Annotated in this window: 22 protein-coding genes; 14 read left to right on the top strand and 8 right to left on the bottom strand. The window is 72.3% G+C overall.

The window, feature by feature from the left end; translation table 11 throughout:
- The first annotated feature begins 2 nt into the window (after nt 1-2).
- The 10 genes from KV106_RS09080 (at nt 3) to KV106_RS09035 (ending at nt 10,935) form a co-directional block, all read left to right on the top strand.
- Entirely contained in the window at nt 3-716 is a 714-nt protein-coding gene (locus tag KV106_RS09080) for a hypothetical protein (protein WP_261209264.1), read from the top strand.
- Nucleotides 713-910, top strand: a complete 198-nt coding sequence (locus KV106_RS09075) for a hypothetical protein (RefSeq protein ID WP_057595760.1) — start codon at nt 713-715, stop codon at nt 908-910. Before KV106_RS09080 ends, KV106_RS09075 begins: the two co-directional genes overlap by 4 nt.
- A 30-nt stretch (nt 911-940) precedes the next feature.
- Nucleotides 941-1,909 (top strand): Flp pilus assembly protein CpaB, encoded by a 969-nt coding sequence (gene cpaB, locus KV106_RS09070; RefSeq protein WP_261209261.1) that lies wholly within the window; start codon nt 941-943, stop codon nt 1,907-1,909.
- 73 nt (nt 1,910-1,982) lie between these two features.
- A complete protein-coding gene (locus tag KV106_RS09065; protein ID WP_261209258.1) occupies nt 1,983-3,680 on the top strand; it encodes a type II and III secretion system protein family protein in 1,698 nt (565 codons plus the stop codon).
- A 14-nt stretch (nt 3,681-3,694) separates the two neighbouring features.
- Nucleotides 3,695-5,338 carry an ATPase, T2SS/T4P/T4SS family gene (locus KV106_RS09060; RefSeq protein WP_261209256.1) on the top strand — a complete coding sequence of 548 codons (1,644 nt, stop codon included), beginning with the start codon at nt 3,695-3,697 and terminating at the stop codon, nt 5,336-5,338.
- Nucleotides 5,335-6,192, top strand: coding sequence for a type II secretion system F family protein (locus tag KV106_RS09055; RefSeq protein ID WP_057595764.1), 858 nt, complete (start codon nt 5,335-5,337; stop codon nt 6,190-6,192). The genes KV106_RS09060 and KV106_RS09055 overlap by 4 nt, the downstream gene beginning before the upstream one ends.
- Nucleotides 6,193-6,210: 18 nt before the next feature.
- Nucleotides 6,211-7,098, top strand: coding sequence for a type II secretion system F family protein (locus KV106_RS09050; protein ID WP_057595765.1), 888 nt, complete (start codon nt 6,211-6,213; stop codon nt 7,096-7,098).
- A gap of 9 nt (nt 7,099-7,107) precedes the next feature.
- Complete coding sequence (locus KV106_RS09045) at nt 7,108-7,452, top strand: DUF192 domain-containing protein (protein WP_057595766.1); 345 nt, start codon at nt 7,108-7,110, stop codon at nt 7,450-7,452.
- A 25-nt stretch (nt 7,453-7,477) separates the two neighbouring features.
- Nucleotides 7,478-8,686 carry a TadE/TadG family type IV pilus assembly protein gene (locus KV106_RS09040; RefSeq protein WP_261209242.1) on the top strand — a complete coding sequence of 403 codons (1,209 nt, stop codon included), beginning with the start codon at nt 7,478-7,480 and terminating at the stop codon, nt 8,684-8,686.
- The gene (locus KV106_RS09035) at nt 8,683-10,935 is read left to right on the top strand and encodes a spermidine synthase (RefSeq protein WP_261209232.1); all 2,253 of its coding nucleotides are present in this window, start codon (nt 8,683-8,685) and stop codon (nt 10,933-10,935) included. The genes KV106_RS09040 and KV106_RS09035 overlap by 4 nt, the downstream gene beginning before the upstream one ends.
- A 6-nt stretch (nt 10,936-10,941) precedes the next feature.
- Here KV106_RS09035 and KV106_RS09030 read toward each other — a convergent pair whose 3' ends face one another.
- Both KV106_RS09030 and KV106_RS09025 read right to left on the bottom strand, forming a co-directional pair.
- Nucleotides 10,942-11,850: a BUD32 family EKC/KEOPS complex subunit gene (locus KV106_RS09030; RefSeq protein WP_261209230.1), complete on the bottom strand. Its 909-nt coding sequence runs from the start codon at nt 11,848-11,850 to the stop codon at nt 10,942-10,944.
- Nucleotides 11,847-13,565, bottom strand: coding sequence for an FMN-binding glutamate synthase family protein (locus tag KV106_RS09025; protein WP_261209228.1), 1,719 nt, complete (start codon nt 13,563-13,565; stop codon nt 11,847-11,849). The genes KV106_RS09030 and KV106_RS09025 overlap by 4 nt, the downstream gene beginning before the upstream one ends.
- A gap of 57 nt (nt 13,566-13,622) precedes the next feature.
- Here KV106_RS09025 and KV106_RS09020 point away from each other — a divergent pair, with 57 nt between their 5' ends.
- Both KV106_RS09020 and KV106_RS09015 read left to right on the top strand, forming a co-directional pair.
- Nucleotides 13,623-14,420, top strand: a complete 798-nt coding sequence (locus KV106_RS09020; RefSeq protein ID WP_261209227.1) for a UPF0149 family protein — start codon at nt 13,623-13,625, stop codon at nt 14,418-14,420.
- Nucleotides 14,421-14,478: 58 nt separating this feature from the next.
- On the top strand, nt 14,479-15,672 hold the full coding sequence (locus tag KV106_RS09015) for an MFS transporter (protein ID WP_057595773.1): 1,194 nt from the start codon (nt 14,479-14,481) through the stop codon (nt 15,670-15,672).
- Here the strand turns inward: KV106_RS09015 and KV106_RS09010 are convergent.
- From KV106_RS09010 to KV106_RS09000, 3 genes are read right to left on the bottom strand one after another with little or no spacing between them, the layout of a single operon-like run.
- The gene (locus KV106_RS09010; protein ID WP_057595774.1) at nt 15,662-15,982 is read right to left on the bottom strand and encodes a GNAT family N-acetyltransferase; all 321 of its coding nucleotides are present in this window, start codon (nt 15,980-15,982) and stop codon (nt 15,662-15,664) included. The two genes, KV106_RS09015 and KV106_RS09010, sit on opposite strands and share 11 nt — an antisense overlap.
- Before the next feature lie 23 nt (nt 15,983-16,005).
- Nucleotides 16,006-16,503, bottom strand: a complete 498-nt coding sequence (locus tag KV106_RS09005; protein WP_057595775.1) for a nuclear transport factor 2 family protein — start codon at nt 16,501-16,503, stop codon at nt 16,006-16,008.
- A gap of 41 nt (nt 16,504-16,544) precedes the next feature.
- Entirely contained in the window at nt 16,545-17,441 is an 897-nt protein-coding gene (locus KV106_RS09000) for a LysR family transcriptional regulator (RefSeq protein ID WP_057595776.1), read from the bottom strand.
- Between the two features lie 78 nt (nt 17,442-17,519).
- On the opposite strand from KV106_RS09000, the gene KV106_RS08995 reads away from it, so the two are divergent.
- Nucleotides 17,520-18,704: an Acg family FMN-binding oxidoreductase gene (locus tag KV106_RS08995; RefSeq protein ID WP_057595777.1), complete on the top strand. Its 1,185-nt coding sequence runs from the start codon at nt 17,520-17,522 to the stop codon at nt 18,702-18,704.
- On the opposite strand, the gene KV106_RS08990 is transcribed toward KV106_RS08995, so the two are convergent.
- Together KV106_RS08990 and KV106_RS08985 are read right to left on the bottom strand one after the other, a co-directional pair.
- On the bottom strand, nt 18,705-19,235 hold the full coding sequence (locus KV106_RS08990) for a CinA family protein (RefSeq protein WP_261209208.1): 531 nt from the start codon (nt 19,233-19,235) through the stop codon (nt 18,705-18,707).
- Between the two features lie 11 nt (nt 19,236-19,246).
- Entirely contained in the window at nt 19,247-19,774 is a 528-nt protein-coding gene (locus KV106_RS08985) for a phosphatidylglycerophosphatase A family protein (RefSeq protein ID WP_057595781.1), read from the bottom strand.
- A gap of 211 nt (nt 19,775-19,985) precedes the next feature.
- Here KV106_RS08985 and KV106_RS08980 point away from each other — a divergent pair, with 211 nt between their 5' ends.
- Nucleotides 19,986-21,455, top strand: a complete 1,470-nt coding sequence (locus KV106_RS08980; protein WP_261209204.1) for an MFS transporter — start codon at nt 19,986-19,988, stop codon at nt 21,453-21,455.
- Here the strand turns inward: KV106_RS08980 and KV106_RS08975 are convergent.
- On the bottom strand, nt 21,452-23,158 hold the full coding sequence (locus KV106_RS08975; protein WP_057593329.1) for an FAD-dependent oxidoreductase: 1,707 nt from the start codon (nt 23,156-23,158) through the stop codon (nt 21,452-21,454). The genes KV106_RS08980 and KV106_RS08975 overlap by 4 nt on opposite strands.
- Between the last annotated feature and the right edge of the window lie 7 nt (nt 23,159-23,165).

The raw sequence follows: 23,165 nt of genomic DNA, 5'->3' as shown, positions 1-23,165 counted from the left end.
CCATGAAGCGAACGCATGCACTGCTGTCACGCCTGGGCGCCTGCGCCTTGTTCGCACTCGCGGGCTGGGCCGGCGCGGCCGCGCCGCAGCGCGACTGGCCGCAGGTGCCGGTGCCCGGGGATGCGCGCGCCTTCTGGGTCGCCGAGTACATCGAGCAGAACACCGTGCCGATGCAGATCCGCGGGCTGGAGTCGAAGGCCCCGATGAAGGAGGTCTCGCGCTACTACGAGAAGTGGCTGGCCGAGCGCCCCGGCTACGGCGTCACCACGCTGGGCGCGGTGCGCATCCTCGGCGCGCGCTTCGGCGACTACCAGGTCACGGTGCAGCTGCGCGACACGCCCGAGGGCACCATCGGCCGGCTGGTGTCGGCCGCGGTCTACGAGCCCGTGGGCGACGTGCAGGAGCGCAGCGCGCGCATCGGCCGCGGCTTCCCGCGGCCGGCCGGCTCGCAGGTGGTGTCGGACACGCTGTCGTGGGACCAGGGCCAGCGCAACCGCACCATCGTCGTGACCAACGGCGTGAGCGTGGAGACCAATGCGCTCTACCTGCGCGAGCAGCTGCTGCGCCTGGGCTGGACGCTGGTGCAGGACCGCACCATCGAGGGCGGCCAGCGCAGCGCCCTGGTGTTCCGCCGCACCAACGAGGAAATGGCCGTGACCATCGTCAAGCCCGATCAGGCCTATGTCGTCACCGCCAGCCAGACCTCGCCCGAATGAAGCGCCCGCGCCACGTTCCCCCGCACCGCCAGCGCGGCCAGACCATCCTCGAGTACGCCATCGTCGCCGGCATCCTCGCCACGATGCTGTTCGCCACCTTCCCGGGCGCCGACCGCTCGGTGGTGGGGCTGCTGATCAAGGCCTTCCGCGATGCCTGGGCCACCTACTCGTACACGCTGTCGTTCCCGCTCTAGCCCCTTCTTCCCCCTCTCTCCTTCTCCCGCATGAAACCCGCCTCCGCCCGATTCACCAAGTTCAAGCACAGCGTGCGGCGGCTCTCGCCGCTGATCGGCGCGGTGGCCCTCGGCGTGCTCGCCGCCGGCCTGGGCTGGTACTACCTGCGCGCCAGCGAGCGCGAGATCGCGGCCAGCCTCGAGAAGGATGCCGACAGCCAGCGGCGCGACGTGGTGGTCGCGCGCCAGGGGCTGGCCGACGGCGTCAACGTGATGCCCAACATGGTGGCCAAGCGCTCGGTGCCCAACGAGTACGTGCACAACGACGCGCTCACGCCCGAGACCTTCCAGCAGTTCGTGGGCCGCACGCTGACCGTGCCGGTGGCGCCGGGCAAGCCGCTCTTGGCCTCCTTCTTCGCGCAGCCGCGCAAGGTGTTCGCGCAGGAGATCGAGCAGGGCGTGCGCGCCGTCACGATTCCCGTGGACGAGATCAGCTCCATCTCGGGCATGCTGCGCGCGGGCGACCGCATCGACTTCATGTACGTGGTCGACAAGGGCGCGGCCGCGGCCGGCGGCGAGCCCTCGGTGGTGGTGCCGCTGCTGCAGGACGTGGAGGTGCGCGCCACCGGCCAGATCACCTCCGAGCAGTTCGCGGCGCTGCGCCGCCGGCCCGACGTGGCGGCCGATGCCGATCCCTATGCGCAGCAGCGCTACTCGACCGTCACGGTCGCGATCCAGCCGCAGGACGCGCAGAAGCTGATCCTCGCGCAGCGGCTCGGCAAGATCGTCGCCGCGCTGCGCAACCCCGAGGACCGCGCGACCATGCACACGGGCGTGGACGCGGTCGACCTCGACGCGGTGGTGGCCGGCTTCCGGCCGCAGCGCGGCGGCCCGGTGGTGGCCGCGCGCGGTCCGGCGCCGCGCCCGGGCGTGGAATACATCGTCGGCGGTGCCGGCAACCGCGGTGCGGCGCCCGCCCCGAGCCAGATGCTGCCGCAGGGCGAGCTGCCCGTGCGCTGACGCGAGCGCCTCCCCGCCATGCCGGCCGCGCGGAGGGCGCGGCTTCCGAATGTTGTTCCGAAAAGAAGTCCGAATGAATCTCAAGCGATGCACCCTGGCAGCGAGCGCGCTGTGTCTTGTCCTTCATGGCGCGGCCCGGGGCGCCGAGGGCACCATCACGGGCGGCGGCTCCTACGTGGGGCCCGCGCGCGGCATGGGCGGCGCGCCCGCGGCGCTCGCGGTGCCGATCCCCGCGCCGCCGCCGTCGCTGCCTTCCGCGGCACCGTTCGCCGCGCCATCCGCCGCGCCCGCCGCCGAGCGCTCGCCCGGCATCCGGCCGCCGGCGCCGCCGCCGGCCGTCGCGCCGGTGATCACGCCCGAGGAGCTGCAGCGCATCGCGCAGCGCGCCACCGTGCTGCAGGACCTGCCGCAGACGCTCACGCTCTACGTCGGCCAGATGGTGCTGGTGAAGATGCCCGGCGTGGCGCGCGTGGCGATCGGCAGCGGCAAGGTGATGGAGGCGCGCGTGCTCGACGGCGCCAACCTGCTGATCACCGCGCAGGACGCGGGCGACAGCACGCTGCACGTGTGGGAGAAGGGCGGGCGCGTGCGCAAGCTCAAGGTGCGCGTCAACGTGGTCGACCTCGAGCGCATCGCCGAGGAGCTGCGCGAGATCACGCACGGCATCACCGGCGTGAACATCCGCCGCGTCGGCGAGCGCGTGATCCTCGACGGCAGCAACCTCGACCCGGCCGCGGTCGAGCGGCTCAACACCATCGCCCAGCTCTACGCGCCGGCCGCGGTGTCGCTGGCCACGGCCGACCGCATCCGCGTGGACCGCATGGTCGACATCCAGGTGCGCATCGTGGAGTTCACCAAGACCGCGCTCGACGACCTCGGCGTGCGCTGGCAGAGCTCGGGCGACGGCTTCAACTTCGGCCTGTTCTCGGACATCGCGGGCAACGGCCGCTACCGCATCCTGCCCGACAACTCCGGCTTCAACACCAGCACGCCCGAGGGCGCGGCCTTCCTCGCGCAGCGCCACCGCTCGCCGCAGGCCTACTTCGGCCTCGCCACCAGCCTGACCTCGCAGATCAACCTGCTGGTGCAGCGCGGCAACGCCTACCTGCTGGCCTCGCCCAACCTCAGCACGCGCAGCGGCGGCGAGGCCAAGTTCCTGGCCGGCGGCGAGATCCCGCTGCCCGCGCTGAGCACGCAGGGCGCGGGCTCGGTGGAGTTCAAGCCCTACGGCGTGCGGCTCAACATCAAGCCGATCGCCGACGGCGAGGGCAACATCTCGGGCAGCATCCTGACCGAGGTCAGCAGCATCGACCGCAGCGTGGCGGTGCAGGGCATCCCGGGCCTGCTCATTCGCCGCACCGACACCGAGTTCAACGTCAAGGCCGGCGAGACCATCGTGCTGTCGGGCCTCCTGAGCCGCGAGTCCACGCGCTCCAGCGACGGCGTGCCGGGCCTGCGCAAGGCGCCGGTGATCGGCCGCGCCTTCCGCGCCGACACCGACAACGACAAGGAGCAGGAGGTGGTGGTGTTCATCACGCCGCGCGTGGTCGATCCCTCGTACAGCCAGCCGCGCATCGAGCGCGCGCGCCAGATCGAGGGCGACGTCTCGCGCAACTTCGAGACCCTGACCGAGGACCGCTCCGACCCCGAGCGCCGCCGTCCGCCGCCGCCGGCCGCCAGCATCGACGGCCTGGTGCCGCCCGCGCCGCCGCGCGAGAGCGAGGCGCCCGACAACCCGCTGGGCTCGCCCGCCAACCCGATCGCCCCCTGAGCGGGCCGCGCACCATGCACAAGGTCTTCGTCAATTCCCCGCAGCAGCCGGTGCGCGAGTTCCCGTTCGACGCGCCCGAGCTGCAGGTCGGCAAGGACGCCGCGAGCCGCATCGTGCTCAGCGGCTGGAACGTCGCGAAGCAGCATGCGCAGTTCGTGCTGCACGAGGACGAGGTGTTCGTGCAGGACCAGGGCAGCCTGTTCGGCACCTGGGTCGACGGCAACCGCGTCACGCGCTACGGCCCGTTCAAGGGCGGCGAGGAGATCATCATCGGCGGCCACACGCTGGTGGTGTCGCTCGACAGCGCGATCCGAGCGCCGCGCGCCGACGGCCACGAGGCCGAGGAGACGCGCTCGCGCGACGCCGTGCCCGCGGTGCAGGAAGACCCGCTGCTGCAGTGGCGCCGCACCCTGCACCGCACGCTGCTGCAGCAGCTGGACAACCGGCGCGTCGACACCGCGAACATGAAGGACGAGGAGCTGCGCTCCAACATCCGCGCGCTGATCGCCGAGATCATTCGCGACACGCGCGACCTGCCCGCCGAACTCGACCGCGCGCTCCTGAGCCAGCAGCTGCTCGACGAGGCCATCGGCCTCGGGCCGCTGGAGGTGCTGCTCAAGGACGAGAGCGTGACCGAGGTGATGGTCAACCGCTTCGACGAGATCTGGATCGAGCGCGCCGGCCGCCTCGAGCGCACCAGCGTGGCCTTCACCAGCAACATCGCGGTGCTCGGCGCCATCGAGCGCATCGTCACGCCGCTCGGGCGGCGCATCGACGAGAGCTCGCCGATGGTCGACGCGCGGCTCAAGGACGGCTCGCGCGTGAACGCGATCATTCCGCCGCTGGCGCTGCGCGGGCCCAGCGTCACGATCCGGAAGTTCCCGAAGAACCGCATGGGCCACGAGGGCATGCAGCGCATCGGCTCGCTGACCGCGCCGATGGTGGAGTTCCTGCGCATCGCGGTGGAGGAGAAGCTCAACATCATCGTCTCGGGCGGCACCGGCACCGGCAAGACCACGCTGCTGAACATGATGTCGAACTTCATCCCGGGCAACGAGCGCATCGTCACCATCGAGGACGCGGCCGAGCTCTCGCTGGGGCAGCCGAACCTGGTGTCGCTCGAGTCGCGCCCGGCCAACATCGAGGGCAAGGGCCAGATCTCGATCCGCGACCTGGTGCGCAACGCGCTGCGCATGCGGCCCGACCGCATCGTGGTCGGCGAGTGCCGCGGCGGCGAGGCGCTCGACATGCTGCAGGCCATGAACACCGGCCACGACGGCTCGCTGACCACGCTGCACAGCAACTCGCCGCGCGACGCCGTCTCGCGGCTGGAGGTGCTGGTGACCATGGCCGGCATGAGCATCCCGGTGGCCGCGATCCGCGAGCAGATCGCCTCGGCGGTGGACCTGATCGTGCAGCTCACGCGCTTTCCCTGCGGCAGCCGCAAGGTCACGCAGATCACCGAGGTGGCGGGCTTCGCCGAGGGCGTGATCCAGTTCCAGGACGTCTATGCCTTCCGCAAGACCGGCGTGGACGAGAACTACCGCACCGTGGGCCACTTCGAGGCCGCGGGCACCGTGCCCGAGTTCTTCACGCGGCTGCAGGAGCACGGCGTGAAGCTCGACCTGGACTTCCTCTTCGGGGAGGCGACGCGATGAAGACCCTGGTGCTGTTCGCCTCCGTGCTCTGCGGCATGGGCTTCTTCACGCTGTGCGGCTACCTGTTCCTGCGCGGCTCGCCCGAGCTCGCCTCGCGCCTCATGCAGCGGCTGCAGTCGAGCGGGCGGCGCACGCTCAACCTCTCGGAGTTCCAGGCCCAGCACGCGGTGGCCTTCGCCTCGGGCCACGTGCTGCTGGTGGCGCTGTGCGGCCTGCTGGGCTGGGCCGTCACCGGCAAGCTGATGGGCGGCGCGGTGGCGGCGGTGGTGCTGTACCTGCTGCCGGCGCGCTGGTTCGCCTGGCAGCGCAAGAAGCGGCGCAAGCAGATCGAGGCCGAGCTGCCCGACGCGCTGCTGTTCATCGCGAGCGCGCTGCGCGCGGGCAGCGCGCTGTCGGTGGCGCTGCAGGTGCTGGTGCGCGACCAGCAGGGGCCGCTGGGCCAGGAGTTCGGGCTGGTGCTCAAGGAGCAGCGCCTGGGCGTGAGCTTCGACGACGCGATCCAGAAGATGGCGCAGCGCCTGGGCATCCCCGACTTCGTGCTGGTGGTGGTGGCGCTGCGCGTGTCCAAGGAGGTCGGCGGCAACCTCTCGGAACCGCTGCAGGCGCTGGCCGAGACGCTGCGGCGCAAGGCGATCCTCGAGGGCCGCATCCAGGCGCTGACCGCGCAGGGCCGCATCCAGGGGCTGGTGATGACGCTGTTCCCGGTGTTCCTCGGCGGCGTGCTCTACATGATGCAGCCCACCATGGAGCTGCTGTTCACCACCACCATCGGCTGGGTGGTGATGACCGTGGCGCTGGTGATGCTGCTGCTGGGCTACCTGATGATCCGCAAGATCGTCGCGATCGACATCTGAGCACCGCGAGGCCGCCCCATGCGTTCGCTGATCCTGCTCGCCATCGTCTTCCTGTGCGCCACCACGGGCGTGATCCTGCTGCTGTACGTGATCTCGCTGATCCGCAAGGCGCGGCCCTCCGAGCGCACGCACATGGACCCGCTGCCGCGGCTGCTGCGCATCGTGTGGCCCGCGGTCAACATCCTGCAGTTCCACATCTCCGAGATGGCGCCCACCGCGATGCTGGTGCGGCGCCGGCGCCAGCTGCAGCTCGCGGGGCTGGAGTTCGTGCTCAAGGCCGAGGAGTTCATCGCGGTGCAGGTGGTGGCGCTGCTGGTGGTGGGCGCGCTGGGCCTGTGGTGCGCGGGCCTGCTCGACGCGATGGCCGGCACCAAGGTCTGGGTCACGCTGGCCTCGTGCCTCGCGGGCTGGTACTACCCGGTGCTGTGGATGCGCGACCGGCGCAAGCGCCGCGAGAAGGAGATCCTGCGCACGCTGCCGGGCTACCTCGACATGATCACGCTGTGCTGCCAGGCCGGCCTGAGCCTCACCGGCGCGATCGCGCAGGCGGTGCAGAAGGGACCGGGCGGCGCGCTCGGGCAGGAGTTCGACCGCATGATGCGCGAGATGCGCACCGGCGCGAGTCGCATGGACGCGCTCAACGCCATGGCCGAGCGGCTCGACAACAAGCACATCAAGAGCCTGGTGTCGAACCTCACGCAGGCCGAGTCGCTGGGCGCGAGCCTGGCCGACACGCTGACCGCGATCTCCGAGCAGCGCCGCACCGAGCGCTTCCAGCAGGCCGAGAAGCTCGCGATGGAGGCGCCGGTGAAGATGATCGGGCCGCTGGTGATCTTCATCTTCCCGGTGACCTTCATCATCATCTTCTTCCCGCTGGTGATGCAGTTCCTCGAGACCCAGCGCTGAAGGCCGGACATGCGCATCGTCTCGCTCCGTACCACCGCCGCCCGCGCGCCCTTCGGCCCGGTGCGCGTCGCCGAGCGCGGCTGGGACCGCACGCGCGGGCTGCTCGGGCGTGCGCGCATCGAGGGCGGCGAGGGCCTGCTGATCACGCGCTGCAGCTCGGTGCACACCGTGGGCATGCGCTATGCGATCGACGTGGTGTTCCTCGACCGCGAGGGCCGCATCGCGCGCATCGTCGAGGGGCTGCGGCCGATGCGCATGGCGCTGTGCCTGGGCGCGGCCAGCGTGCTCGAGCTGGCCGAGGGGCAGGCCGCGCGGCTGTCGCTGCGGCCCGGGCTGCTGCTCGAAGGCTGGTAGGAACCACGAGAAGGAGATGGAAGCCATGCGACACCGAACCCGTTCGCCGTATGCAACGCGCCGCCGCCCCGCGCGCGGCGTCTCGATGGTCGAGACCCTGATCGCGCTGCCGGTGCTGATCCTGTTCGTGACCAGCGTGGTCCAGTTCGGCCTGATCTACCGCGCCAAGCTCACGCTCGAGTACGCGGCGCACGAGGCCGCGCGCGCCGGTTCGCTGAACAACGGCATGCCGCTGCCCTTCATCTTCCGCATCGGCAACTCGACCATGCCGGGCGTGGGCACCGTCAACAGCGCCGCGCTCACCACGCTGACCAACGCGCTCACGCGCGGCAGCGTGTGGCAGGGCCTGGTGAAGGGGATGATGCCGCTGCAGGTGCGCGAGTCGAGCGTGGGCGGCATGCTCTCGGGCTGGGTGGCGACCAACAAGGACCTGATCGAGTCGGCCTGCATCGAGTACCTGAACCCGACGCAGACCACCTTCGTCGACTGGGCCTTCATCGAGAACTTCGGCGAGCACCGCTGGATCGTGCAGATACCGAACGACACCATGCGCTACCGCAAGCCGCTGCCCTACGACTACAAGGCCAAGGCCATGGGCACGGCGGCCGGCATCAACGATCCGACGCCGCCCGACGCCGAGCTGCGCGGCACGGCCTCGAACAAGACGCTGGGCGAGACCAGCGTGCTGCACCTGAAGGTGCACTACGGCTACCGGCTCGGCATCCCGGTGGCCAACCGCATCATCCTCAAGGCGCTGCAGGGCTACCAGTTCGTGGCCGAGGCCTGGTTCAAGCTGCTGTCGCCCGACGGCGCGACCGCGCCCGCGGGCGACTTCCGCTTCACCCAGCTCGAGGCCTACTACATCGCCAACGGCAAGATCCCGCTCACGGCCGAGGGCGTGGTGGGCATGGAGTCGCCGATCTACTGGCACCCGTTCTATGCCTTCGGCCCGCAGGCCGACCGCACGATCGGCATCCAGTGGGACCCGGCCTGGAGCCAGAACACCGGCACCAACGTGCTGGAGGCGCCCGGCGACGCGATCACCAACGTCAGCGCCTTCATCCGCAACAACAGCACCGAGTGGGCCACTCAGCTGGCGGCACGCGGCCTCGACGCGCTGGCCGACAAGGTCGGCGACGGCAACGCCTTCTGCCCGGCGATCTGGGACGCTTCGGTCAAGGGCCAGCTCGACAACGTGCCGAGCCCGGACGGCAGCACGGGCGGCGGCGGATGAGCGTGCCGGTCTCGTCCGCGCGCGCGGCCGGCCTGTGCGCCGCCACCATCTTCGTGTCGGCCTTCCTGCTGTTCCTGGTGCAGCCGATGGTGGGGCGCCAGATCCTGCCGTGGTTCGGCGGCTCGGCCGCGGTCTGGACGCTGTGCCTGGTGTTCTTCCAGCTGCTGCTGCTGGCCGGCTACTTCTATGCCGAGCGGCTCGCGCGGCGGCCGCTGCGCACGCAGGCGGCGGTGCATGCGCTGCTGCTGCTCGCGGCCTGCGCCACGCTGCCGGTGATCCCGGGCGCGGCATGGCGCCCCGACGGGCAGGGCGATCCCTCGCTCGGCGTGCTCGCCGTGCTGGCCGCGACGGTGGGGCTGCCCTATCTCGCGGTGTGCACCACCGGCCCGCTGGTGCAGAGCTGGGTGGCGCGGCTGCATGCGCACGACGCGCAGCGGCGCACGCGCGTGTACCGGCTGTTCGCGCTGTCGAACCTGGCCGCGCTCGCGGCGCTGGTGGCCTATCCGTTCGCGATCGAGCCGGTGTTCGCGCTGCGCACCCAGGCGCTGGCCTGGTCGGCCGGCTTCGTGCTGTTCGCGCTGCTGGCCATGGGCTCGCTGTGGGCGGTGGCGCGCTGGCAGCGGTGCGCGGGCGAGGCGCCCGCGGCCGCGCCCGCCGCGCGTCCGGCCGCGCCGCCCGGCTGGCGCGACCAGCTGCTGTGGCTGCTGCTGTCGGCGCTCGGCACGGTGGCGCTGCTCGCGGTCTCGGCCTTCATCACGCAGGACATCGCCTCGGTGCCGCTGCTGTGGATCCTGCCGCTCGCGCTGTACCTGCTGTCGTTCGTGCTGTGCTTCGACAGCGAGCGCTGGTACCGGCGCGCCGTGTTCTGGCCCGCGGTGCTGCTGCTGGTGCCGGTGATGGGCTGGTATCCGACCACCGCGCAGCGCGCGCTGCCGATCGCCGCCGCGGTGGGGCTCTACGCGCTGGGCCTGTTCGCGGTCTGCATGTTCGCCCACGGCGAGCTCGCGCGCGCGAAGCCCGCGCCCGAGCGGCTCACGCGCTTCTACCTGATGGTGGCGGTCGGCGGCGCGCTCGGCGGCCTGTTCGCGGGCGTGGCCGCGCCGCATCTGTTCGACGGCTATTGGGAACTGCCGCTGTGCCTCGCGCTGCCGGGGCTCCTGATGCTGTGGCTCACGCGCGGCCAGCAGCGCGGCCCGTGGCCATGGTTCGCCTTCGGCGTGGTCGCGGGCTTCGCGGCCTGGCTGCGGCTGGCCTCGGTCGCGGTCTCCAGCGGCGTGTACCACGCCATGGTGGCGGCGCTGGCGCTCGTGGCCGTGGCCTACACCGCGCGGCGCGCGCGCTCCTGGTCGGCGGGCGCGGGCCTGATGGGCGCCTTCGCGGCAGCCGCGGTCGCCTGGTTCACGCTGTCGAACCTGCGCGAGACCGACGGGCGCACCGCGCTGCGGGCGCGCAACTTCTACGGCGCGCTGCGCGTCGAGCAGTTCGGCGCCACCGATTCGCCCACCGCCTCGCGGCGGCTGATGCACGGCGTGATCTCGCACGGCGAGCAGCGCCTGGGCGCGGTGGCGCGCAGGCTGCCGAGCACCTACTACGGGCCGGGCTCGGGCGCCGGGCTGGCGATCGCGGCGCGCGGCACGCAGCCGCAGCGGGTGGCGGTGATCGGCCTCGGCGTGGGCACGCTCGCGGCCTACGGCCGGCCCGGCGACACCTACCGCTTCTACGAGATCAACCCGCTCGTGATGGCGGTCGCGCGCTCGCACTTCAGCTACCTCGCCGATTCGCCTGCCACCATCGAGATCGCGCAGGGCGACGCGCGGCTGCTGCTGCAGCGGGAGCTCGAGGCGCGCGGGCCGCAGGGCTTCGACGTGATCGTGGTCGACGCCTTCTCGGGCGACTCGATCCCGATGCACCTGATGACGCGCGAGGCGCTCGCGCTCTATGCCAGGCACCTCGCGCCCGGCGGCGTCGTGGCCTTCCACATCAGCAATCGCCACCTGGCGTTGGCGCCGGTGGTGCGCCTGCTGGCCGACACGGCCGGGCTGCAGGCGCGGCGCGTGCACCACGTGCCCGATGCCGACAGTCCCGCGCTCGAGCACACCTCGGAGTACGTGCTGCTGTCGCGCGACGCGGGCTTCATCGAGAGCGCGGCGATGCGCGAGCACGGCGAGCCCATCGAGGCGTCCGCGGCCGCGCCCTGGAGCGACGACCACGCCAACCTGCTGGCCGCGATGCGCTGGACGCCGCGCTGACGAGCCTCAGCGCGCCGGCGGCAGGTGCCAGCGCCCGAGCAGCCGCGCCACCGCGCGCACGCGCTGCGTGTCGCGGCCCCAGCGGCGGCTCGCGGGCAGCTTCTGCGCCCACTTCATGCGCCGCGCCGCGTTCGCGATGCGCTCGCGCACGTCGGCGCTCACCTCGGCCAGCGCCGCATGCCAGTGCTGGCCGGCGGCATCGGGCGCGGCGGCCTCGAGCATCATGGCCGTGGAGTGCAGGTAGCTGAGCCAGTCGCGCGCCTGGCATTCGGCCAGCGTCATCACCTCCGAGGGGTCGTCCTCGAAATCGATGTAGCCGATCACGCCGTCGGGGCACTGCACCAGGTTGCGGTCGAAGGCCTGGCTCAGGTGCTGGCCGTGCGCGTGCACGGTGGCGATCGCCGCCAGCCCCTCGCGCCAGACCGCGAGCAGCGCGGCCGGGCCGGCGGCCGCGGCCTGGTCGAGCCGCTCCTGCAGCACCACGGTGCCGCGCCCGCTGGCGCCCAGGTCGGAGATCAAGAGGCCGTCGGCCTGTTCGGCCAGCACCCGCGGCACGCGCAGGCCGGCCGCGGCCAGCTGGCGCAGCCGGCGCGCCTCGGTCGCGATGGCGGCCTCGCCGCCGGGATTGGGCACCGGCTTGATGATGTCCAGCCCCGCCATGCGCGCGACCGCGGCCATCACCCGGTAGCCCCACTTGCCGTGGCGCGGGCCGGCCTTCTTGAGCCACACGCGCTCGTCGCCGAAGCGGTGGCTGGCCACGTTCCTGGCCTGGCGCGGCAGGGTGGCGCGCAGGAAGGCCGCGTAGTCGCCCGGCGCGGGCGCGGAGGGGATCGCGTCCAGCGGGGCCGGGCCCGAGGCCACGCCCTTGCGCATCGAAAGGCGCGCGCCGGCGCCGCCACGTCGCAGCGGATTCATGCGGCCAGTGCGAGCCCCTGGGGCGCCGTGGCGAGCGCCTCCTGCGTGCCCTGGACCCCCTGCGTCAGGGGCTGGAAGCTGTCGGCGCTGGCCAGCGGCCAGTAGGTGCGGAACACGTTGTGCTGCGCGTCGAGCGGGCCCAGCAGCGCGCCCGGCTGCACCTGCATCACCAGGTTGCTCAAGAGGCGCACCTCGGTGTCGGAGATCCGGCGCACGATGTGGTGGGCCGTGATCTGCTGCGGATGGTCGAGGCCGGCGGCCTGCACCAGCTCCTTGAGCGCGTGCAGCGTGCTGTGGTGGAAGTTGCGCACCCGCTCGGCCTTGGTCGGCACCACCAGCGCCTGCTGGCGTACCGGGTCCTGCGTGGTCACGCCGGTCGGGCAGTGGCCGGTGTGGCAGCTCTGCGCCTGGATGCAGCCCAGGGCCATCATGAAGCCGCGCCCCGCGTTGCACCAGTCGGCGCCCAGCGCCATCATGCGCGCCAGGTCGAAGGCGGTGATGACCTTGCCGGCGCAGCCCAGCTTGATGCGGTGGCGCAGGTTCACCCCCAGCAGCGTGTTGTGCACCAGCAGCAGCCCTTCCTGCAGCGGCGCGCCCACGTGGTCGCTGAACTCGACCGGCGCCGCGCCGGTGCCGCCCTCGGCGCCGTCGACCACGATGAAGTCGGGCGTGATGCCGGTGGCCTGCATCGCCTTGACGATGCCGAACCATTCCCAGGGATGGCCGAGGCAGAACTTGAAGCCCGTGGGCTTGCCGCCCGAGAGCTCGCGCAGCCGGGCCACGAAATGCATCATCTCGGTCGGCGTGGAGAAGGCGCTGTGCGAGGACGGCGAGATGCAGTCCACGCCGATCGGCACGCCGCGCGCGGCCGCGATCTCGGGCGTGACCTTGGGCGCCGGCAGCACGCCGCCGTGGCCGGGCTTGGCGCCCTGGCTCAGCTTGATCTCGATCATCTTCACCTGCGGGTCGCGCGCATTGGCGATGAAGCGTTCCTCGCTGAACGAGCCGTCGTCGTTGCGGCAGCCGAAGTAGCCCGAGCCGATCTCCCAGATCAGGTCGCCGCCGTGCACCCGGTGGTGCTGCGAGATCGAGCCCTCGCCGGTGTCGTGCGCGAAGCCGCCGCTCTTGGCGCCCTGGTTGAGCGCGAGGATGGCGTTGGCCGAGAGCGCGCCGAAGCTCATGGCGGAGATGTTGAAAACGCTGGCGCTGTAGGGTTGCGTGCAGACCTGGGCCGGATTGGCTTCGGCCGGCTGCGGCGTGCCGCCGATCACGATGCGGAAGTCGTGGCCGGCCAGTTTCGTCGGCTGCATCGAGTGGTTGATCCACTCGTAGCCCGCGATGGTCACGTTGAGCTGGGTGCCGAAGGGCCGGTTGTCGGGCTCGCCCTTGGCGCGCTGGTAGACCAGCGAGCGCTGGGCGCGCGAGAAGGGCGCGGCCTCGGCATCGCTCTCGATGAAGTACTGGCGGATCTCGGGCCGGATGAATTCGAGCAGGAAACGCAGGTGCCCGATCACCGGATAGTTGCGCAGGATCGCGTGGCGGGCCTGCCGCAGGTCGTGCACGCCGGTGCCAGCGAGCACCGCGAACACCACCAGCGCGATCCAGGCGAACCAGAGATGGGGGGAGGCCAGGACGAAGGCCAGGCTGGCCGCGAAACCGGCCACGCACAGGGCGAAGGCGGTGTAGCGGACCGGGAATGGAGTGATCGTGGGCATGGTTGTTGGGGGTCTGCCGAAGCCTGCTGCATCATAGAGGGCTGCTTCGAACTTGCCATGACGACCTCCCCACCCGACTCCGCCGGCACCAGCCCGGCCCCCGCCACCGACCTGCAACCCCTCGGTCCCGACGACTTCGACGCCCTCGACCGGGCGCTCGACGCGATGCGCGAGCACGACGAGGAAATCCCCCAATGGGAGTTCTGCGAGGGCTTCATGGCGGCGCTGATTTGTACCCGCCGCGTCATCGAGCCCTCGGAGTACTGGCCCGTGCTACTGGGCGATGGCTTCGTGCCGGCCCAGCAGATGGAATTCGTCTGGCACTGGAAGCGCCGCTGGCGCGAGATCGAGACCGGTCTCGATGCCGACGTCGAGACGCTCGAGGACGAGCGCAGCTGGCAGCCCGAGGTGCTCGACACCCGCGGCGCCATCGCCATGCTGCCGCCCGAGGAGCGCGCCGAGATGGACGGCGAGTCCCTGCCCTCCTTCGCCCAGGTCTGGGCGCTGGGCTTCATGTACGCGGTCGAGAACTGGCCCGAGGACTGGACCCCGCCGCGCGACAAGGAGGCGGCCCGGATGCTCGACGACGCGCTCGAGAACATCGTCGTGCTGACCGAGGACGACAAGGCCAAGCCGGTGCTCTCGATGTACGACGAGAACGGCCCGCCCAGCGTGAGCCAGCAGCGCCTGGACGACTTCGGCGCCGCCATCTGGGCCGTGTACGACCTGCGCCAGCTCTGGAAGAGCCTGGGCCCCAAGGTCGAGACCCTCCGCAAGGAAGCCACGCCCGGCCGCAACGACCCCTGCCCCTGCGGCAGCGGCAAGAAGTACAAGAAGTGCCACGGTGCCGGCTGAGGGCGCCAGTACCGCTTCACCACCGGCCGCGGCGCTGAACGCGCGCGCGGCCTGGGCCATGGTGCTCGCGCTGTGCGCGGGCGTGGCGCTGAGCCAGGCCTTCCGCACCGTCGGCGCCATCATGGCCAGCCCGCTGCAGGCCGAGTTCGGCCTGTCGCCGCAGGCGCTGGGCATCTTCTCGGGCGCCTTCCATTTCGCCTTCGGCGCGATGCAGCTGTTCATGGGCATCGGCATCGACCTGCACGGCGTGCGGCGCACCGTGCTGGTGGCCTTCCCGGTCGCGATCGCGGGCGCGTTGCTGTCGGCCCTGTCCTCGAACTACCTGGTGCTGGTGCTGGCCCAGGCGCTGATCGGCGTGGGCTGCGCGCCGGCCTTCCTGGTCTGCACCGTGTTCATCGCGCGCCACTTCCCGGCCGAGCGCTTCGCCACCGTCTCGGGGCTGGTGCTGGCGATCGGCGGCCTGGGCATGCTGGTCACGGGCACGCCGCTGGCCTGGCTGGTGCAGGCGCACTCCTGGCGCGCCGGCTTCGTGCTGCTGGCGCTGGCGGCCGCGCTGGCCTGGCTCGCGATCTGGCACTGGGTGCGTGAGCCCGCGGCGGCCGTGCCGGCGCGGCGCGAGTCGGTGCCCGAGGCGATCCGCCAGTTCGGCGCGCTGCTGATGCTGCGCCACACGTTGGGCATCGTGGTGCTGGGCGGCGTGACCTACGCCGCCTTCATCTCGCTGCGCGGGCTCTGGCTCGGGCCGCTGATGATCGAGCGACACGGCTTCTCGCTGGTGCAGAGCGGCAACGTCGCGCTCGCGGTGTCGGTGATCTCGCTGGTCGGCGCGCCGCTGTTCGGCCGGCTCGACAGCGCCGATCCCGCCGCGCGGCGCCGCCGCATCGTGCTCTGGGCGCTGGCCTACACGGGCCTGTTCGCGCTGATCGCCTTCGTGCACTCGGCCTGGCTCGACATCGCCGGCATGCTGCTGATCGGCCTGCTCTCGGGCTTCATCGTCTGGCAGTACGCCGACGTGCGCGGCGCCTACCCGGCGGCGCTCACGGGGCGCGCGATGGCGGTCTTCACCATGGCGATGTTCATGGGCGTGGCGCTGATGCAGTGGGGCACGGGCGTCGCCGCCTCGGTGGCGGTGGCGCACGGCGGCGATCCGCTCACGGCCGTGCTGGCCACCATCGCCGTGCTGCTGCTGGCGGGCATCGCGGCCTTCGCCTGGCTGCCGGCGCCTGACGGCGAGCGCGCTGCTAGATCTTGAACGCGCGCTGGATGTCCGGCCGCACCAGGTCGGCGTACTCGCGGTGCTTGCGGATGTAGCCCGCGATGAACTGGCACACCGGGATCACGTGCAGGCCGCGCGCGCGGGCTTCGTCGAGCACGTGCTTCGCGATCTTCGAGCCCAGGCCCTTGCCCTCGTGCGCGGGCATCACCTCGGTGTGGGTGAACATGATCGCGTCGGTCAGCAGGTTGTATTCGGCCAGCGCGGCGAGCTCGCCGCCGATGCGGGCCTCGTAGCGGTGCTCGGCCTCGTTGTTCGAGAGGATCGGGGCGTTGTCGTCGGTGCTCATGGTTGTCCTTGCAATGGTCGTGTTCAGGCGGGCCGGCTCGCGAGGTACCTGGCGAGGTTGGCGGCGGCGGTGGCGCGCACCTTCTTGCGCAGCATCGGCGACCAGCCCAGCAGCAGCCCCGGCGTGCCCAGCGCCTGGCGCGACCAGGTCCAGAACGGGAAGCTGTCGCGGTGGGTGGCGATCAGGCCCTCGGGCGTGAAGCCGAAGCGCGCGTCGATGCTGTTGTCGACCAGGCGGCCGGTGGCGCTGAAGCGGTAGTGGGCGTCCCAGTGGGCGCTGCCGCCGCGCTCGTCGGCGCGCACGTCGCGATGGCGCAGGCGCCAGACGTCGGCGCCCTTGGCCTTCGTGGCCTCGCACAGCATGCGCCACATGCCGCCGATCTCGCGCCGCCCGCGCAGCGAGAAGGCCTCGTCGTCGAACACCGCGTCGGGTGCGTAGCAGGCTTCCATGGTGGCGGCGTCGAGCTGGGCGAACGCGCCGTAGAAGCGCTCGATGGTCTGCGCGTTGGTGGTGGCTGTCATGGGGCCTCGGGCGCCGGGAGCGCGGTGGTGGGGGAAGAAGGTCAGAGCGCGGCCGGAAGGGCGCGCACCAGGAAATCATAGACCGCGCGGATGCGCCGGTCGGTGCGGACCTCGCGGTGCACCGCCAGCCACACCGGCAGCGCGGGCAGCTTGAGCGCGGGCAGCACGCGCACCACCTCGGGGTCGCTGCGCGCCAGCGATTCGGCCACGAAGCCGATGCCCATGCCGTGGCGCAGCGCCTCCCAGTAGACGCTGACGTCGTCGGTGCGGAAGCAGAAGTCCTCGCGCTGCAGCGGCGCGCCGAGCTCGGCCGAGCTGCGCAGGATGCTCTCGTCGCGGTCGTAGCCCAGCAGGTCGTGCCGCAGCAGGTCGGTCCAGTGGCGCGGCGTGCCGCGGCGGCGCAGGTAGTCGCGCTGCGCGAAGGCGCCGAGCGCGAAGCGGCCCACGCGCCGCGCCACCAGGCTCGCGGTCTCGGGCCGGGTCATGCGCAGCGCGATGTCGGCCTCGCGCCGCAGCAGGTTGCTGACCTCGTTGCTGGCCACCAGCTCGATCTGGATCTCGGGCAGCTCCAGCCGCATGCGCGCCAGGATCGCCGGCAGCAGGTGGCGCGCCGTCGCCTGGCTGGCCGACAGCCGCACCGTGCCCGCGGTGGCGGCGTTGGCGCCGGCCACGCTGCGCGACAGCGCGAGCGCGCCGTTCTCCATCACGCGCGCCGATTCGGCCAGCTGCGTGGCCATGGCCGTGGGCTGCAGCCCCTGGCCGGTGCGCTCGAACAGCACCACGCCGAGCTGCGATTCGAGCTCGGCGATGTGCCGCCCCAGCGTCGGCTGGCTCGCGTTCAGCAGCCGCGAGGCGGCCAGCAGGCTGCCGCTGTCGAGCGCCGCGAGGAAGGAGCGGATCAGCCGCCAGTCGAAATCGAGGTCGGTGCCGCGCCGCATGGGGTATTCAATTCTGAATATCTGTTGTCAATGGTTGTCTAATTGTGATCTGAGTTTCGCCTTCCGATAATTCCCGGCATGGACGAGCGAAGAAACTTTGTCCGGCTGCTGGGAGGCGGTGTGGTGCTGGCCGCGGGCGCCGCGGCACTGGCCACCTGGTGGCTGCACGACGACATGCCGGCCGCGGCCCTCGAGATCTGGAACGGTCCGGGCGACGAGCCCGACGTGCGCCGGCGCGCGCTCGCCTATGCGGTGACCGCGCCCTCGGCCTACAACCGGCAGCCCTGGCGCGTGGACCTGCGCGAGCCCGATGCGATCGTCCTGTACTGCGACCGCGAGCGCCTGCTGCCCGAGACCGACCCCTTCGGGCGCCAGGCGGTGATCGGCCAGGGCGCTTTCCTCGAGCTGCTGGTGATGGCGCTGGCCCAGCAGGGCGTGGCGGCCAGCGTGCAGCTGTGGCCCCAGGGAGAGCTGCCCGCCGACCCGCGGCAGTGGGGCCACCTGCCGGTGGCGCGGTTGCGGCTGTCGAGCGGCGGCACGCCCGATCCGCTGTTTTCCCAGGTGCTGCGCCGGCGCACGCCGAAGCAGCGCTTCGACACCGCGCGGCCGGTCTCGGCCGAGCTGCTGCAGGGCGTGCTCGCGGCGGTGCCCAACGGCAGCGCGCTGCGCGCCGACGGCACGGTCGAGATGGGCCGCGTGCTGCCGCTGCGCCGGCTCTGCCTGGCCGCGGCACGGGTGGAGATCGCCACGCCGAACACCGCGCGCGAGAACCTGCGGCTGCTGCGCGTGGGCCCCGAGGAGATCCTCGCGCACCGCGACGGCTTCTCGCTCAACGATCCCGCGCTGCGGCTGGCCGTGGCGCTGGGCCGCTTCGACCGCGAGGTGCCCGCGCGCGAGGGCAGCCGTGCCTTCGAGCGCACGCTGGCGCTCTACGCCGACCAGGCCGGCACGGCCATGGGCTTCGCCTGGATCAGCAGCGCGGGCAACAGCCGCACCGACCAGCTCAACGCCGGCCGCGCCTACCTGCGCCAGCAGCTGCGCGCCACCGACCTCGGGCTGGGCATGCACCCGATGAGCCAGCCGCTCGAGGAGTTCGCGGAAATGGCGGCGCACCACGCGGCGGCGCACGAGATGCTGCTGGGCCTGCCGCCGCCGCGCGACGCGCGCGGCCGCACGCTGCAGCTGCTGTGCCGGATCGGCTATCCGATGGCGCTGGTGCCGCCCGCGCCGCGCCGGCCGCTGGGCGAGTTCGCGCTGGCCTGATCAGGTCGCGCTCGGGGCTTCGAGCAGTTGCACCAGCGTGTGCAGCGCATGCCGCACCGTGGCCGCGCGCACCGTGGCGCGGTCGCCGTCGAAGCGGCGCCGCTCGGTGCGCACCTGGCCGTCGACCGACCAGCCGAACCACACGGTGCCGACCGGCTTGTCGGGCGTGCCGCCGGTGGGGCCGGCGATGCCGGTGACCGCCACCGCGACGCGCGCCGGCGCCGAATGCGCGATCGCGCCCAGCGCCATCGCGCGCGCCACCGGCTCGCTGACCGCGCCGTGCGCCTCGACCAGCGCGGCGTCCACGCCCAGCAGCTCGGTCTTGGCCGCGTTGGAGTAGGTCACGAAGCCGCGCTCGAACCAGGCGCTGGAGCCCGCGAGCTCGGTGCAGGCGGCGCCGATCAGGCCGCCGGTGCAGCTCTCGGCGGTGGCCAGCAGCCAGCCCTTCTTCAGCAGCAGGCCGGCCAGGGCCTCCACCAGCTCGGGCGTGTCGAGGTCCTGCGACGAAGGGGGCGGGAAGGAGGATTCCATGGGTCGGGGTCTCACCAGGCGCGCCAGAGCGCGATCACCAGCAGCGCGCAGAAGGCCGCCACCAGGTCGTCGAGCATGATGCCGAAGCCCGCGTGCCACCAGCGCACCGGCGCGGCATCGCGCGGCTTGAACAGGCCGTCGGCCCAGGCCACGGGGCCCGGCTTGGCGGCATCGAAGAAGCGGAACAGGGCGAAGGCGACGGTCTGCGCCCACAGGCCGGCCGGCGTCACCAGCCACAGCACGATCCAGAACGCGACCACCTCGTCCCACACCACCGCGCCGGGGTCGGCCAGGTTCATGTCGCGCGCCGTCAGCGTGCAGGCCCACCAGCCCAGCGGCAGCGAGACCCCGATGATCCAGCCGATGGCGGCCGGCGACAGCCAGTGCTGCATCACCGAGAACGCGGCCCAGGCCCACAGCGTGCCCACGGTGCCGGGCGCGAAGCGCGACAGGCCGGAGCCCAGGCCCAGCCCGATGAAGTGCGCGGGATGCGAGAACAGGAAGCGCGCGCTCGGGCGGCGGATGGAGGGCGGGGGCATGGCGCCGGAAGTGGGCATCGGACGGGCGGGATCGGAGACGGGAACGGCGGCGTGCATCAGCCGGGAGTGTCGCGCATCTTGCCGCGGCGGGCGCCGCCTTCGTTTTTATTTATCAAAGCAATTACTTGTTTAATTCAAGGCGCGGGCCTAGTATCCGGGCACCTTCCAGATCCGGGCCCGGGCGCTGCGCCATCGGGCCGCCGCTTCCATCATGGCCTCTTCCTCCTCTCCCTCCCTCGACCGCTCCCGCGCCGACCCGCCGGCCACCGCCGGCTGGGGCGAACTCTTCAGCGGCCGCAACGGCTGGCGCGCGCTCGCGCTGACCGGCGGCGTCGCGCTGCATGCGGTCAACGTCCACATCGTGACCACTGTGCTGCCCTCGGTGGTGCGCGAGATCGGCGGGCTCGACTGGTACGCCTGGAGCACCACGCTGTTCGTGCTCGGCTCGATCCTCGGCGCGGCGCTGTCGGTGCGCCTGCTCGCGGTGCTGGGCCCGCGCGGCGCCTGCCTCGCGGCGCTGGCGGTGTTCAGCGCCGGCTCCATCGGCTGTGCGCTCGCGCCGGCCATGCCGTGGATGCTGGCCGGCCGCACGGTGCAGGGCCTGGGCGGCGGGCTGCTGGCGGCGCTGAGCTACGGTCTGATCCAGCTGGTGTTCGCGCCGCGGCTGTGGCCGCGCGCGGTGGCGCTGGTGTCGGGCATGTGGGGCGTGGCCACGCTGTGCGGGCCGGCGGTGGGCGGGCTGTTCGCGCAGGGCGGCCACTGGCGCTGGGCCTTCTGGACCCTGCTGCCGGTGGCGGCCGCGCAGGCGCTGCTGGTGACGCTGCAGCTGCGCCCCGCGGCCGGCGTGCGCCACGAGCGCCCCGCCAGCGCGCCGCGCATCGCGCTGCCGCAGATCGCGCTGCTGCTGGCCTCGGTGTTGGTGATCGCGGCCAGCGAGTTCGGCGCCTCGTTGCCGGCGCAGGCCGCGGGCGTCGCGCTGGGGCTGGCGCTCGGCATCGCCGCCACGCGCGTCGACCGCGCCTCGGCCGTGCGGCTGCTGCCCACGGGCGCCTATTCGATCGCGGCGCCGCTGGGCGCGATCTACGCCAGCGTGGCGCTGCTGCTGATCGGCACCACCACCGAGATCTTCGTGCCCTATTTCCTGCAGCTGCTGCACGGCCACACGCCGCTCGCGGCCGGCTACCTCACGGCCGCGATGGCCGGCGGCTGGAGCGTGGGCTCGCTGCTCTCGTCGGGGCGCGGCGGCGCGGGGGCCGACCGCATGCTGCGCGCCGGCCCGGTGGTCTGCACGCTGGGCCTGGCGGCGCTGGCCGTGCTGCTGCCGGCGCCGGGGCATCTGCCCGCCGGGCTCGAGACGCTGGCCGTCGCGCTCGCGCTGGCGGCCGTGGGGCTGGGCGTGGGCATCGGCTGGCCGCACCTGCTGACGCGCGTGATGTCGCGCGCGCCGGCCGGCGAGGAGGGCCTGGCCTCGGCCTCGATCACCACGGTGCAGCTCTACGGCATGGCGGTCGGCGCCGCGGTGGCCGGGCTGGTGGCGAACGCGGCCGGGCTCACGCAGCCGGGCGGCGTCGAGGGTGCGCGCTCGGCGGCCGTGTGGCTGTTCGCGAGCTTCGCGATCGCGCCGGCGCTGGTGGTGCTGCTGGCGCGGCGCGTGGTGTCGGCCACGCGCGCTGATTCCTAGGCCAGCACGCCTTCCCAGGGCAGCGCGCGCTTGGTCGCGCGCTCGCGCTGCGGCTCGCCGCGCAGCCGCGCCACCAGCGCATAGACGTCGGCCGGGATGTAGGCGCCGCGCCAGGCCACGTGCTGGTCGGCGCGGCACAGCACCAGCCGGTGCGCGTAGGCCGGCGGCACCACGGCGGCGTCGATGTCGAGCACCGTGAGCGGCATGCGGTAGGTGTCGGCAGCGCGTTCCAGCGCGCGCACGTCGGCGCTGCGGTCGAAGCGCAGCAGCGTGTAGCCCGGGCCGAAGGCGTCGTACAGCGAGCGGCCGTCGGCCAGCCAGAAGTGCGGCGCGCGGCAGCCCGGCACGGTCGAGGCCGTGAAGGCGCCCATCGAATAGGCCGGCGGCACGTGCTCGCCGTCGGGCACGATGATCGGCGAGCCGGTGTAGAAGTAGCCGAAGTTCAGGCCCGCGCAGCAGAACTGCTGCACGTTGAGCTCGTAGGCCTCCTGCCCGATGTCGGCGCGCAGCGCGTCGCCCTCGGGGCCGGGCGCCTCGATGTTCGGGGGCACCGCGCGGCGCGCGCGGATCATCTTCTGCGCATGGTCCATCGCGAACTGCGAGACCTGCTCGGTGATCGGCAGCCGCTCGGCCTCGTAGGCGTCGAGGATGCCCTCGTCGGCCCAGCCCTGCACGCTGGCCGCGAGCAGCCACGAGAGGTTGAGCGCGTCGGCGATGCCGGCGTTCATGCCGTAGCCCGCGTAGGGCACCCACAGGTGGGCGGCGTCGCCCGCGAGGAACACGCGGCCGTTGCGGAAGCGGTCGGCCACCAGCCGGCGGCCGACCCAGTCCTCCTTGCTGAGGATCTCGTACTCGAAGTCGGGGCCGACGCCGAGGATCTCGCGCAGCGAGCGGTCGCGGTCCACCGAATCGAACTCGGGCTCCTCGGCATTGAGGTGGTTGTGGACCAGCCAGGTCTCGTGGCCGTCGATGGCGAACATGGTGCCGCAACGGCGCGGGTTCATCGCGTAATACGACCACGCGGGCTTGCCCGGGATCAGCGCGCGCAGGCCGGGCGCTCGGATGCAGGTCGACTGCACGCGCTGGATCACCGCCGTGCCCTCGAGCTTCGCCCCCATCTGCTTGCGCACCGCCGAGCTGCCGCCGTCGCAGCCCACCATGTAGCGTCCGCGCAGGCTGCGCGTCACGCCGCTGTCGAGGTCGGTGGCGATCGCCGTCACGCCCTCGGCGTCCTGCACGAAGCCCGCCACCTGCGTGCGGTTGAGCAGGGTCACGCCCGGCAGCGCGGCCGTGTGGCGCAGCAGGATCGGCTCGAGGTAGATCTGGTTGATGCGGTGCGGCGGCTCGGGCGTGGGCCACCAGGCGTCGGGTCCCTCGGTCTCGGTGTAGCGATCGCGCCGGCAGGGAATCGGGATGCGCGCGAGCTCGGTGCCGGTCACGCTGGTGCGGAACACCACGTCGTTCGGGTGGTCGGCCGGCAGGCCCGCGTCGCGCAGCTTCTGCGCCACGCCCAGGCGGCGGAACTGCTCCATGGTGCGCGACGCCACGTGGTTGCATTTCACGTTCGGCGGCTCGGCGAAGGCGCGCGTCTCGCACACGATCGTGCTGACGCCGCGCGAGGCCAGGTCCATCGCGAGCGAGAGGCCCACCGGGCCGGCGCCGACGATCAGCACGTCGGCCTGGAGATCGAGGTCGTTCTTCATGCGCACG

The organism is Variovorax endophyticus, from assembly GCF_025376855.1.
Lineage (GTDB): Bacteria > Pseudomonadota > Gammaproteobacteria > Burkholderiales > Burkholderiaceae_C > Variovorax.
This window is presented reverse-complemented; position numbering and strand designations above follow the sequence as displayed.

What these genes read in the sequence shown, in the direction of transcription:
- KV106_RS09025 (WP_261209228.1), bottom strand. Translation starts at nt 13,565, where the DNA reads ATGCCCACGATCACTCCATTCCCGGTCCGCTACACCGCCTTCGCCCTG.
- KV106_RS09010 (WP_057595774.1), bottom strand. Translation starts at nt 15,982, where the DNA reads ATGAGCACCGACGACAACGCCCCGATCCTCTCGAACAACGAGGCCGAG.
- KV106_RS09020 (WP_261209227.1), top strand. Translation starts at nt 13,623, where the DNA reads ATGACGACCTCCCCACCCGACTCCGCCGGCACCAGCCCGGCCCCCGCC.
- KV106_RS08995 (WP_057595777.1), top strand. Translation starts at nt 17,520, where the DNA reads ATGGACGAGCGAAGAAACTTTGTCCGGCTGCTGGGAGGCGGTGTGGTG.
- KV106_RS09035 (WP_261209232.1), top strand. Translation starts at nt 8,683, where the DNA reads ATGAGCGTGCCGGTCTCGTCCGCGCGCGCGGCCGGCCTGTGCGCCGCC.
- KV106_RS09030 (WP_261209230.1), bottom strand. Translation starts at nt 11,850, where the DNA reads ATGAATCCGCTGCGACGTGGCGGCGCCGGCGCGCGCCTTTCGATGCGC.
- KV106_RS08990 (WP_261209208.1), bottom strand. Translation starts at nt 19,235, where the DNA reads ATGGAATCCTCCTTCCCGCCCCCTTCGTCGCAGGACCTCGACACGCCC.
- KV106_RS09015 (WP_057595773.1), top strand. Translation starts at nt 14,479, where the DNA reads ATGGTGCTCGCGCTGTGCGCGGGCGTGGCGCTGAGCCAGGCCTTCCGC.
- KV106_RS09045 (WP_057595766.1), top strand. Translation starts at nt 7,108, where the DNA reads ATGCGCATCGTCTCGCTCCGTACCACCGCCGCCCGCGCGCCCTTCGGC.
- KV106_RS09040 (WP_261209242.1), top strand. Translation starts at nt 7,478, where the DNA reads ATGCGACACCGAACCCGTTCGCCGTATGCAACGCGCCGCCGCCCCGCG.
- KV106_RS09000 (WP_057595776.1), bottom strand. Translation starts at nt 17,441, where the DNA reads ATGCGGCGCGGCACCGACCTCGATTTCGACTGGCGGCTGATCCGCTCC.
- KV106_RS08980 (WP_261209204.1), top strand. Translation starts at nt 19,986, where the DNA reads ATGGCCTCTTCCTCCTCTCCCTCCCTCGACCGCTCCCGCGCCGACCCG.
- KV106_RS08985 (WP_057595781.1), bottom strand. Translation starts at nt 19,774, where the DNA reads ATGCCCCCGCCCTCCATCCGCCGCCCGAGCGCGCGCTTCCTGTTCTCG.
- KV106_RS09050 (WP_057595765.1), top strand. Translation starts at nt 6,211, where the DNA reads ATGCGTTCGCTGATCCTGCTCGCCATCGTCTTCCTGTGCGCCACCACG.
- KV106_RS09075 (WP_057595760.1), top strand. Translation starts at nt 713, where the DNA reads ATGAAGCGCCCGCGCCACGTTCCCCCGCACCGCCAGCGCGGCCAGACC.
- KV106_RS09060 (WP_261209256.1), top strand. Translation starts at nt 3,695, where the DNA reads ATGCACAAGGTCTTCGTCAATTCCCCGCAGCAGCCGGTGCGCGAGTTC.
- KV106_RS08975 (WP_057593329.1), bottom strand. Translation starts at nt 23,158, where the DNA reads ATGAAGAACGACCTCGATCTCCAGGCCGACGTGCTGATCGTCGGCGCC.
- KV106_RS09055 (WP_057595764.1), top strand. Translation starts at nt 5,335, where the DNA reads ATGAAGACCCTGGTGCTGTTCGCCTCCGTGCTCTGCGGCATGGGCTTC.
- KV106_RS09005 (WP_057595775.1), bottom strand. Translation starts at nt 16,503, where the DNA reads ATGACAGCCACCACCAACGCGCAGACCATCGAGCGCTTCTACGGCGCG.
- KV106_RS09080 (WP_261209264.1), top strand. Translation starts at nt 3, where the DNA reads ATGAAGCGAACGCATGCACTGCTGTCACGCCTGGGCGCCTGCGCCTTG.
- KV106_RS09065 (WP_261209258.1), top strand. Translation starts at nt 1,983, where the DNA reads ATGAATCTCAAGCGATGCACCCTGGCAGCGAGCGCGCTGTGTCTTGTC.
- cpaB (WP_261209261.1), top strand. Translation starts at nt 941, where the DNA reads ATGAAACCCGCCTCCGCCCGATTCACCAAGTTCAAGCACAGCGTGCGG.